The following is an 11,149-nucleotide window of genomic DNA, read 5'->3' as shown; positions in this document are numbered from 1 at the left end:
CCTATGTCTATTAGACTTCTTGCATAAATCCAAAAAAAGACCCCCCCCCCGCCTTTGACTTACCTCAAATTCTCCCCTCCCCGCCTGCTCTTAGGGGCTGGGGGTGGGGTGTTAGGGACTTTTGCAAGAGGTCTATTAGACAACTAGGGAGGTTTTGCGACGGCTCAATGAAACCAACCACTGTTGCAGTTTCGGCTCACTATACACTTCATCGGCAATAAAATGATCGCCTTCAGGTAGTACAGTAAAATCTACTGTTCCCCCCAGTCCGCGCAAGCTATCGACAATCTGCTGTGTATCTTCAATCGGTAGTTTTTCGTCCTTGCCACCTTGGAATATTTGGATGGGAATTTCCTTTAGTGCAGCTAGTTGGCTTGCTTCTAATGTCTTGGGTACACGCCCTGATACTGCTACCAGACCAGCGAAGCGACCAGGGTGAGAAGCGGCGATATGCCATGCTCCAGCTGTACCTAAGCTGAACCCAGATAAAATTATCCGGGACGGATCGATGGGTTGGGAGGCGATGAGATCATCGAGCAAAGCAATCACATCCAATTCTCGGTCTACCCAGGTTTGTCCTTCAGGCAACTGGGGGGCGGCAAAGATATAAGGTAAGGAACTGGACGAATCTACAAAACGAGGTAAACCCCATTTCAGCAGCACATTTATATCTGTACCGCGATCGCGTGCGCCGTGTAGAAACAATACTAGGGGCGCGGGTTGCTTAATAGTGTCTGAGATAGTCGAGAGGAGATAAGGCAAGGAACCATTGCTGGTGTTAAAAGAGCGGTGTTCGACAGACATAGTTGTGACTCCTAAAGTTTGGGGAAATTTGGGGATTGGGGAGTATAGATAAATTTTTGATTTTGCTGAGTAAACCAAGTTTTAGAATCTTTCTCTCTGTGTCGCGCCAGGTGCTACAACGGGGGGAACCCCCGCAACGCACTGGCTTCTCTGTGCCTCTGCGGTTCGTTATTTAAGTAAACGTGAGTTCGACAAATCTTGTTTCACCTCTCCCCCAACCCCTCGACCTTGGCGTCAGCCTGCCGTTAGGCAAGCGGAAAGGGGAGTAAAAAGCTTAATTTTTCGTTGCTCCTCCCTTTCCGTTTCGGAGAGGGAGGCTGGGAGGGAGAGGTTCATCGAACTCACGTTAAGTAAGAAGGAAAAAAGAGAAATAAAAGTTGATTCACCAAGCATTCTTGTCTTAACAGACTACTAGATTCAACTAACTGGCACTTTCTGTTTCCATACTGCATCTGCATAGAGCGAGGTATCGAAATCTGGTGCAACGTTGTCGCTGGTAATACGGGCTTCATGCAGCACCCAATCAGCAAAGAACAAGTCATCGCTAATACGTCCTACCACTGCTGGTACGTCGCGTCGGATGCTGGGTATGTCACCAATTGGCAGTCCAAAACTGACGAAGCCAGATGGGTTGAAAACATGGATATCCTTCAGGTAAGGTGCGCTACCTGGGACTTTTTCTTGGTATTCATGGGCGCTACCAAGGTAAGGATAAACACTTAATTCTTCGTCGCGCTGATTGGCTGGTGGTTCGTAGCGATCGCTCCACTGGGCAATATGATCGGCAAAGTCGGCAAGTTCAGGCCGCGCCGCCGGATCAACGAAGTAGCCAGTACCAGCGATCGCAAAATCGAACTCGAAAACATCGTCGTTCACCTGCGCGACGATGCCGCCGCCTTCCTCGTGTGCTGATCTCCAGGTTGCGGATAGGTGCAGGTGGAAGTTCGGGAATGCGATCGCCCGTTCAATTGCGTCGGTTGGTGGTGTGGAGCCGAACTGACGATAACGCCAAGCCTGGAACCAGCGAGCGGCATCAGGTATTTGGTAATAGCTGTTGTAAGCACCAGGATAACCACGCACGCGAATTACTGGCAGTGATGCGATCTCTGACCGTCGTGAGAACAAGTGTACTGCTTTAGCTCCCGATTCCAGGGCTACCCCAGCAGCATCGAAGGCCGACGCCGCAGCCCCCAGCACCGCGACAGTTTTGCCTCGCAGTGCATTGAAGTCGATGGCATCGGCGGTATGTGCGTATAAAATGCGTGGTAAAGCAGCCAACACTGATGGCACGTATGGTCCACCAGCACCGACAAAACCATTGCCCAGAATAATTTTGCGGGTAGTTTCCACCTGGGGGATACCGTTCACTTCTAAATGCAGGCGAAAGAAACCTTCAGCAGGCTCAATCCGTACCAGCTTTGTTTGGTAACGCACTGGAATTTCTAGAAACTGCCGATACCAATTGAGGTATTCAACCCACAGCAAGCGAGGAATGCGGTCAATCGCTGCGTAAGCCTCAGCACCATGTCGCGCCTCATACCAAGCCTGAAATGACAACCCCTGAATACCCAGTTCCGGCCCTGGCAGATTCTTGGGCGTGCGTAGCTTGTTCATCCGCGCCCGATTTAGCCATACACCAGCATGGGCTTCATCTTCGGCCTCATCGATAATTGTCACCCGACCGATACCAGCCCGTCGCAGTGCAAAGGCAAAGGTAATACCTGTACCACTACCACCAACTATTGTCACATTATGGTCAACATCAGCACGGTCGGGTACCCAGTCATCAGGATAGGGTCCAAGTAGGCGTAGCGCCTCACGCGCACCAAAATTAGGGTCAGTTGTTGTTGTCATGTCAATCTTCTAGGGTAAAACGCTATGCGTGTATCCTTTGCTGAGGAACCAGATGTAGAGGAGCAAGGAAGTTATTCCCTGATTTCTTACGCCGTTACCAAACTCTTATCTGCTTGTGGAGATTCGATGTTAGCTACCTTAGATTCAACCGCCGTACCTTTGAAGAAGTCGGGATTAGCTTGAGTATAAAACTTGTAAGGATTATTGAATACATAAGCCTTAAAGTCTGCTTCCGAAATCACACCTTCTTGTACCAAATCCCAGCTTTCCGCTAGTGGGTCGGTCAAATCTGGCACATCCCAGTGACCAACATCTGAGGAATAAATGGCGTTGATTTTCACACCCAAGGGATTAGCTTTGTCGTTGAATGCAGCTGCTATGGTGCGATCGTCGGACTCGGAACCAAAGAAGAAACTGTTTACCCAGCGATCGCGGATGTCTTCAATTGTTTCAATTCCGGCGGCGGCAAAATCATCTAGTTCGCTACCAACGGGTGAGCGGCTATGACGGTTGAAGGAAGAACCCAGTACACTCTTAGTCAATTCCTCTTTGGTGAGGGAATACCCTTGAGTAATTTCGCCACCAAATCGCTCAAACAACTCGAACAACTCATCAGAATTAGTCAGTTCTGGGTTGTAGTTTTGCAGTCCTTTAAGATTGCGCTTAGAGAAACGATCTACTAAATGAATGTAGACGTGAGCGCCCCAATCAGCCCCACCTTCAAGCATACCTACGCGCAACTGTGGGAAACGTTTGGTAACACCACCAAAGAACAGTGCTTTGGCAAATGCTTGTGAGCCATCGCCGAAGTGACCGATATGGTTGTTCATGTAGTTACTGATGGAGGAGCGTCCAGTCCAACCTTGACTGCCGTAATGGGTAGTAACGGGTACACCTAATTCAACAGCCTTCGCCCAGAATGGATCGTAGTCGTATTCACTATCTAATCCGTAAAAGTCAATGTAAGAGGCATACTTGGCGATTTCAGGGTATTGATCTGCTGGATATTTATCAGCGATCGCCTTAATTGGCCGTTTCACACCACCAGGAATATTTGCCACCTTCAGTCCCAGTGTTTTCACTGCAAACTCTAGCTCCTCAACCGCTTCTTGAGGATCACCCATCGGGATACCAGCTACAGGTGTCAGGCGATCGCTATATTTCCGGTACAAGTCAGCATGATAGTGATTAACCGCCCGTTGCAGTGCTTGACGATTCTCTTTACTTGCTCCAGCTGGTGCCAAAACATTATTCGGAAACAGTACCGAATAATCTGACCCCTGCTCCGCCTGACGCTCATAGAATAGTTCTGGTAAAGTGTAAGTAGCGAGATCCAAAGTATTGCGGGTAACTCTAGCCCACCAAGGCGATCGAATTGTGCGATTGTATTGGCGTTCTTCTGGAGTTTGTTGATACCAGTCTTTACCATTGCTCTTGGAATTGAGACGAGAATCTTCCGCCTTGCGTAATTCATCTACGAGTTTTGAGCCACCGTATTTAGCAATGTAATCCTCAAGCGCCGGAGTGAAATCATTGGTATGAACATCAGTGTCAATTATCGGATAATTGAGGTTTGCTTTGATTGCGGCGGAACGGGAAGTTTTTAATCTGCTATATTCAGTCATGTTTTTTTCCTTGAATAAATGACAGAAGTAGTGCTGATAAATGAGTTATGTTAGCGATAGCGGGGCGTTTAGCCCGTGCTGAGTACAACGACGCATCTGAGTGGAATGGCACTAAGTTATGATACAGTCCTTACCCTCACTGGTTCCCAGCCTCCAGGCTGGGAACCCACTCTGAGAGGCTCCGCCTCCTGTTTCTTGACCAGAGGCAGAGCCTCTGGGAATACATTCCCAGTCTTGAGACTGGGAACGAGGTTATACAAGCCTTTGGGCTTTTCTTAGTGCCATTCGCATCTGAGTGCTACTTGGTAATTTATTGGATTGAAAGCCCAATAAAACCCTGAAATTTCTAGGCGACTTCTCGCATCTAGATAACTTAGCAAAGACAATTACTACAACGGAAAGAACCCATAACGCACTGGCTCACCGGAGGAGTGTCTACAGCACTCGAAACTCACTACTCTTTTGATCAGGACTTACGGTTGTTGTTTGTAGTAAGGACTTTAGTCCTGATTTTGTTCGCGTAGCGTCTGCAAGAGAAGACTTTAGTCCTCTCTTCGAGACGCTACGCGAACACTACGAACTCAAAAGAATATGCGGCGTTGCGTAAGCCCTATTTATTTACGCCAGCACCAATCTCTCATCCACTTGTTTAGCGGCAAATTGATTACCCGGACGCCGCAGCCCCAGGTTTTCCCTCAAGGTAGTACCTTCATATTCAGTACGGAACAGTCCGCGTTTTTGGAGGATGGGAACGACTAGGTTAACGAAGTCATCTAACCCTGTAGGCAGGATTGGTGGCATGATATTAAAACCATCTGCTGCACCATTGTTGAACCATTCTTCTAACTGGTCAGCAATGCTTTCGGGAGTACCAAGGATAGTACGATGACCTCTAGCGGTAGCAAGAGCCAGATATAACTGGCGCAGCGTCAGAGTGCCACGAGTAGCTAAATCCTTGACTAATTTCAGACGACTCTTATTATTATTGGTATCACTGGGTAGTTCGGGAGTTAGATCATCTAAAGAATATTTCGACAGATCCACACCTTTGTAATAGTTCTTTAAAATACCCCAAGCTACATCAGGATGAATCAACGATTGCAGAAATTCGTATTTCTCTTGGGCTTCTTCTTCAGTCCGGCCAATGATTGGGAAAGCCCCAGGCATGATTTTTAGATCGTCTGGAGAGCGTCCATATTTCGCCAACCTACCTTTGACATCAGCATAAAATTCCTGAGCATCGACTAGGGTTTGATTAGCAGTGAAAATCACCTCAGCAGTACGCGCAGCTAAATCCCGTCCAGCTTCCGATGCTCCAGCCTGCACAATCACCGGATAACCTTGAGGTGGACGACCAACGTTCAAAGGGCCTTTGACAGAAAAATGTTTACCCTTGTGGTTGAGTATATGTAGTTTATTCGAGTCAAAATAGATACCAGCTTCTCTGTCACGGATGAAAGCATCGTCTTCCCAGCTATCCCACAGTCCTTTGACCACTTCTACAAACTCTTCCGCACGTTCATAACGTTGGCCATGTTCCGGGTGATGGTCAAGACCGAAATTAAGTGCGGCATTTTCGTTACCCGTGGTGACTACATTCCACCCCGACCGACCTTTACTCAAGTGATCCAATGAGGCAAACTTACGTGCCAGGGTGTAAGGTTCTTCATAGGTAGTCGAGGCGGTGGAAATGAAGCCAATGTTTTGAGTTACAGAGGACAAAGCCGAGAAGAGTGTCACTGGCTCAAAATGGACAAGTTTACCGTTGCGTCTCTGCGTTTCGGCATCGCCACCCCAAACTCCTGGGCTGTCCGCCAAAAAAACTGCATCGAACAAGCCACGTTCGGCGGTTTGGGTAATTTCTTTGTAATGCTCGAAATTAAAACCCGCATCTATTTGTGCATCTGGATGTCGCCAAGCAGAAACATGATGTCCAGTGGCTTGAATAAATGCTCCTAAACGAAACTTACGTGTTTTGCTCATCTGCTTTTCTCTTTTTTAGATAGCTAGTACCGCCGTGAAGTCAAAAGTCAAAATGAATACAAGTTAATGCTTCCAAACTACTTGGATTGTTGCCGTAAGTTCTTCTGTAAAGTGACCCGAAGGCTCAACTGCTAGTAATGCTTCTTTGATATCTGCTTCAAATTCTTCGGCTTTGTCGCCATAGAAAATTTTCAGCGAAAAGGCTGTAGTGTATAAGTAGCCAAGATAGCTAGAGACTGTCCAAGATTTTTCAAATGGCACTTCATATAATTCTTGGCGAGCAAATTTTGAATTGGCAATTACGACTTCGTGGGGAGGATCAACTGGTTTACGAATGCCTTGTCCTCGTTGTCCAGTTCGTCGCTCCTCACCTAACCATTTTTTCACTACTTTTATAGCAGCTTGTTTCCAGGGTAAAGAACTTATCCAAGGATTATCACTTGTATTGAGCAGTGCTACAGCTCCATCATCTGCCAGCAATTCATAAAGGCGTTCAAGTACGAGTTCGCGTTCCATCCAGTGGAAGGCTCTGCCAATGGTAGCTAGTTTAAATGTTCCCAAACTAGGGTTAATCAGTTCTGCTCCTTGTTCTAGCCAAGTGATATTGTTTGCTCTTACGGCTGCTGCTTGACGTTGCGCTTCCTTGAGCATATCTGGATCGGGATCAATAGCAATTACTTCTTGAAATTTGCTGCTAAGGGCAATGGCAATTAAACCTGGCCCAGTACCCAAATCAAGAAGTCTTCCTTGACCATTGAGATTAAATATTTGAGTTAGTTTGTCAAATACAGCAGCCGAGTATTTAGTTCTGTATTGAGCGTAGACTTCAGCTGCACCCTCAAATAATGTTGGGTCGTAGGTGGAAAGTGTTTTCAGTTGGGTCATAAGTTGGTTTTTTGGTGAATCAATCTCTACTTGAGTACTAGAGATTAGGCATTGGAAAATTATTCTGAATATTTCCCTAGTCTCTACCGGTAGGACAAATTAGAAATGAGGAATTGTAGTACAAGGATGCCGATGTTCTTACTAAGTTTGTTTGAACCACTTAGAATATTGATAGGGCGTTTCACTACTACTTGCATCAGGTACACGATTAATCTTTGCCTGATCAATATTTTTCTGTAGCTCTGGCTAAATAGTCAGTCGGTAAATGAAAGGCTGTAGTTTATTTTTTATAAACTACTATAACTTGATTGGCTTACCGTAATTTAATCATTCAACAAAGCTTTACACACTTACGAGAAAAATGCAAGTACTGCTTAACACAAGTTTGCTTTCTCCAGATAGCAGGGCTGAAATGAGTGTTGGAAATAGTCACCAGCAAAGGCGATGTCTACGATGGTCACTGAGCTTTGTCGTTCGCGCAGCGTCTCTAAGAGTTGTGCGGGCTACGCCTATGCACTTGAGTGAAAACTAGTGGTCTATCGCATTAATTACAGCAGAATTCAGGAATCGCACTTTGGCTGCTCTTCTTCGTTCCTTCGCTAAACTAAAACCTATAGACAGTACGAACCCAGGCAAATGAACTATCAGGATTGCTGACATTTGAATCTGGTGCAGTCACCCAGATAAAACCCCAGGGCAAACGCATCTAAATATTGACAAAGTGGTAAGTAGAGGTGCAGTCAGAATAGTACAAATTAACTACCAGAAGATTTAAGTGAGCGATCGCTACACCACCAGTACAAACCACTCAAACCACACCCTCTGTATCAAAGTTGTAGCAGGAGTATGTCATGATCGAGCTTGTCAGCCATAAACTCTGTATCAATTGCAATTTGTGCGTCCAAGTGTGTCCTACCAATGTCTTTGATTCCGTACCCAACCAGCCACCTGCGATCGCCCGCAAGAAAGACTCATTCACTACTACATCCTTCACTTCAATGGGTTTGACTTCAACGTTGAAATTGGGGTCAAAAAAGAACGGGAACGAAAGGCGATGACTTGTTGATAGGTTCTGAACGCCGTGGGGGTTGAGCAATACAGTCCTTGTGTCATGCGATTGAGCATATCCCCAATATTGCATACGAATGAACCAGGAATAGGAGGTGCATCTATCCAACCAGACTTTCATTTGACTTGTAATCCACCGACATTATCTTGCTTGAGAATAGTTAATACACCATAATCAGTATGTTCGCGAACGCCCCCTCTAAAATGATTATCATTATTGAAAAATCCTGTCTCTTGTTTTTCTTGGAATGATTTATTCTTTGGAAGTCCCTAACCGAAAAGTATTACCATCGCTCCCTCCTTAATTGCACTTTTCCAAAGAGAAGCAACTTGTTTAGCGATCAATCCAACGGCTCACTGCTGGCAATTGTGCAGAGAACCATAGCGCACCTAAGATATTTAGACTGCCACAGACAATCAAGGCATTAGTCGCACCAAAATTATCTGCCAAAGTTCCAGCTAACAGATTCCCAAAGGGCATCATACCCACCATTGCTAGGGCATAAAAACTCATCACCCGTCCGCGCTTATCCTCGGCAACTAGGGTTTGGATAATCATATTACTACTGGTAATCAGGAGGATGGAAAAGCAGCCTGTAAACACCAGTATGATTATGGATAATCCAACTTGACGCGATAGTGAGAAGGAGATCAGACTCATCCCGATCAAGACTTGAGCGACTACAATCAAACGCTCTAAGCCTGCAATCCCTCGCCTGACACTCAGATACAAACAAGCAAGAAACGATCCAATCGGCGCTGAGACGCTCAGGTGAGCCATCGTAGTTGCATCCCCATTTAAAATCTTAACCGCGAAGACGGGCATGAGCGCGACATGAGACATCCCGACTAAACCTTGTAACGCCAGTATTAATAAAATTGCTCTAATGGGCTGGAATTTGGAGACATATTCAAAGCCCTCTCGCAATTTCTGCAAAGTATCGCTAAGGCTCGTAAGAGTTTGCATCGGTCTGACTTTCAGCCGCATCGCTAGCAGGGTAAAGATGGCAGGGATATAGCTGAGGGTATCGTAGAGAAAACAATATTTCACTCCTAGCGTCGCAATCAAAATCCCACCCATAGCCGGTCCCAATACCAGAGAGGAACTTAACATCACTGAATTCAAGGCGATCGCATTACTCCAATCAGCGCGATCGTCTACGGTTTCGGTGACGATTGTATGACGCACGGGCATATCTAATCCCTTGAGAAAACCATTGAGAACACTCAGTACCAATAGGATGGGAAACGTCATCGAATTCCTAAAGGTAAGAATCGTTAATGCCAGGGAAACGCTAATTCCCAATATCTGCACCACCATTAACAAATCACGACGACTCCAGCGATCGGACAATACGCCGGAAAACGGAATTACTAATAAGGTAGGTAAAAATTGCACAAAGCCCGCAACTCCCAACAACCAAGCTGATTTAGTCAAATCGTATACCAGCCAAGGAATAGTTAACTGCTGGGTCATAAATGTCCCAGACATTGATAGTAACTGTCCCCCAAAAAACAGGCGAAAATTAGGCCAGCGAAAGGCGGGTAAATATTGGTAAATGATATTACTTACGCGATCGCCTAGTTGTCCGTTCCAAATTTTCATCAGGGGAGTTCTAGTATGCTCTACTAACAATTAGGTTAGCTAATAATTATAGGATAATTGCGTAGTTTACCGCCGCAGGCATCGCGTCTGGTTTTGTAGCAAGCTTGCTGATTCACACGTTAAGCCCTATTCCTAAGGGCATCCGGTGTAATCGCTGTATACTGCTGGGCAGTTAAGGTTGCTCCTTTAACATCAACTTGTTTTGGCACAACTTTCAGTTCATATAGAAGATCCGCAACCTTTTGTTGAGCGCTAATCACTTCCTCAGTAATTGGTCTCATGTCATATTTTCTTCTCGTCAGCGTCAACTCCATAGTATCGACATCAGTCTTGACCTTCGGTGCGAGGATTTCGGCAGCAGCCCGCCTGTTTTTGTTTGCCCACTGGCCAACTTCGTAGTACTCTGACAAAATTGCTTTCAAGAGTTCAGCATTATTAATTGCAAAATCTCGTGCAGCTAGGTAATAACCTCCTGGCGTCTTAATTCCTTGCGCGTTTCGTAAGACCCGGATACTGCCTTCTTGTTGCAGCTTAATCAGATAAGGATCACTTTCTACAAAGGCATCAACCGTCTTGTTCAAAAACGCTGCTCTTCCATCTGCAATGGTTAAATTCACTGATTCAATATCACTGATTTTTAGCCCTATCTCTTCAAACGCTTTCACCACAAAATAGGTCTGAGCCGTCCCTCTAGAATAAGCAACTTTTTTACCTTTAAGACCTGCCAATGTTTGGATTGGAGAATCCTTTAGCACAACAATCGCTGAACCTTCTCCAGTACCTGGTGGGATATTAACTACATAAATCAGATTGGTACCAGCTGCCTGAGCAAAAATGGGTGGCGTTTCGCCAGCCGGACCAAGGTCAATGCTACCCACATTTAAGGCTTCCAAGAGCGGAGGCCCAGACACAAATTGAGACCAAGTAACACCTATTCCTTGAGGAGTCAACCGTTTTTCGATCGCGCCTTTTTCGTGGGTTAGATCCCCGGAAACTTGGTAGCCAAGTCGAACGAGCTTGGTACTGCCTTTATTGTTACTAGTGGTATTAGTACTCAAAGTTGCACTGCTGCTATTGCCCGTGCTGCCCTTGTTTGTTCCACAACTGACTAAGGCAGTAAAAGACATTAACCCATAAAAAGTGTAAAGTAAATCACGCCTGGATATTGAGTACTTTCCAATTTGCGGTCTGACCATAGCTTTCTACCTCATCTTGACGCTGATACCGTAGGAGCAAAATCTCTACAAGCTCACCGAATCGATTAGAGGGTTCTATCCTTGCCATTCGGCTATAACCCTCTAATTGCATCCGGTTTGGTGTCAAA

General features: G+C 45.9%; 8 protein-coding genes and 2 pseudogenes. 1 reads left to right on the top strand and 9 read right to left on the bottom strand.

Annotation, left to right across the window (positions count from 1 at the left end):
* Window positions 1-135: 135 nt before the first annotated feature.
* The 5 genes from HWQ41_RS26950 to HWQ41_RS26930 form a co-directional block, all read right to left on the bottom strand.
* Window positions 136-804 (bottom strand): dienelactone hydrolase family protein, encoded by a 669-nt coding sequence (locus HWQ41_RS26950; protein WP_292769987.1) that lies wholly within the window; start codon window positions 802-804, stop codon window positions 136-138.
* A gap of 417 nt (window positions 805-1,221) precedes the next feature.
* Window positions 1,222-2,658, bottom strand: a complete 1,437-nt coding sequence (locus HWQ41_RS26945; protein ID WP_292769985.1) for an NAD(P)-binding domain-containing protein — start codon at window positions 2,656-2,658, stop codon at window positions 1,222-1,224.
* An 86-nt stretch (window positions 2,659-2,744) separates the two neighbouring features.
* Window positions 2,745-4,283, bottom strand: coding sequence for an amidohydrolase family protein (locus HWQ41_RS26940; RefSeq protein ID WP_292769983.1), 1,539 nt, complete (start codon window positions 4,281-4,283; stop codon window positions 2,745-2,747).
* 618 nt (window positions 4,284-4,901) lie between these two features.
* On the bottom strand, window positions 4,902-6,266 hold the full coding sequence (locus tag HWQ41_RS26935) for an LLM class flavin-dependent oxidoreductase (RefSeq protein ID WP_292769981.1): 1,365 nt from the start codon (window positions 6,264-6,266) through the stop codon (window positions 4,902-4,904).
* A gap of 63 nt (window positions 6,267-6,329) precedes the next feature.
* Window positions 6,330-7,151 carry a class I SAM-dependent methyltransferase gene (locus HWQ41_RS26930; RefSeq protein WP_292769979.1) on the bottom strand — a complete coding sequence of 274 codons (822 nt, stop codon included), beginning with the start codon at window positions 7,149-7,151 and terminating at the stop codon, window positions 6,330-6,332.
* A gap of 851 nt (window positions 7,152-8,002) precedes the next feature.
* On the opposite strand from HWQ41_RS26930, the pseudogene HWQ41_RS26925 reads away from it, so the two are divergent.
* Window positions 8,003-8,122 (top strand): annotated as a pseudogene (locus HWQ41_RS26925) (4Fe-4S binding protein); the annotation flags it as partial.
* Window positions 8,123-8,141: 19 nt separating this feature from the next.
* On the opposite strand, the pseudogene HWQ41_RS26920 reads toward HWQ41_RS26925, so the two are convergent.
* From HWQ41_RS26920 to HWQ41_RS26905, 4 genes and pseudogenes are all read right to left on the bottom strand, one after another.
* Window positions 8,142-8,378, bottom strand: a pseudogene (locus tag HWQ41_RS26920) (2OG-Fe(II) oxygenase family protein).
* 175 nt (window positions 8,379-8,553) lie between these two features.
* Window positions 8,554-9,825, bottom strand: coding sequence for an MFS transporter (locus HWQ41_RS26915; RefSeq protein WP_292769977.1), 1,272 nt, complete (start codon window positions 9,823-9,825; stop codon window positions 8,554-8,556).
* Between the two features lie 119 nt (window positions 9,826-9,944).
* Window positions 9,945-10,952 (bottom strand): aliphatic sulfonate ABC transporter substrate-binding protein, encoded by a 1,008-nt coding sequence (locus HWQ41_RS26910; RefSeq protein ID WP_292769975.1) that lies wholly within the window; start codon window positions 10,950-10,952, stop codon window positions 9,945-9,947.
* A 25-nt stretch (window positions 10,953-10,977) separates the two neighbouring features.
* Window positions 10,978-11,109, bottom strand: coding sequence for a hypothetical protein (locus HWQ41_RS26905; protein WP_292769973.1), 132 nt, complete (start codon window positions 11,107-11,109; stop codon window positions 10,978-10,980).
* Between the last annotated feature and the right edge of the window lie 40 nt (window positions 11,110-11,149).

This window comes from Nostoc sp. NOS(2021), assembly GCF_017115025.1.
Classification (GTDB): Bacteria; Cyanobacteriota; Cyanobacteriia; order Cyanobacteriales; family Nostocaceae; genus Nostoc.
The sequence above is the reverse complement of the archived record's forward strand: the minus strand, read 5'-3'. Positions and strand labels throughout refer to the sequence as shown.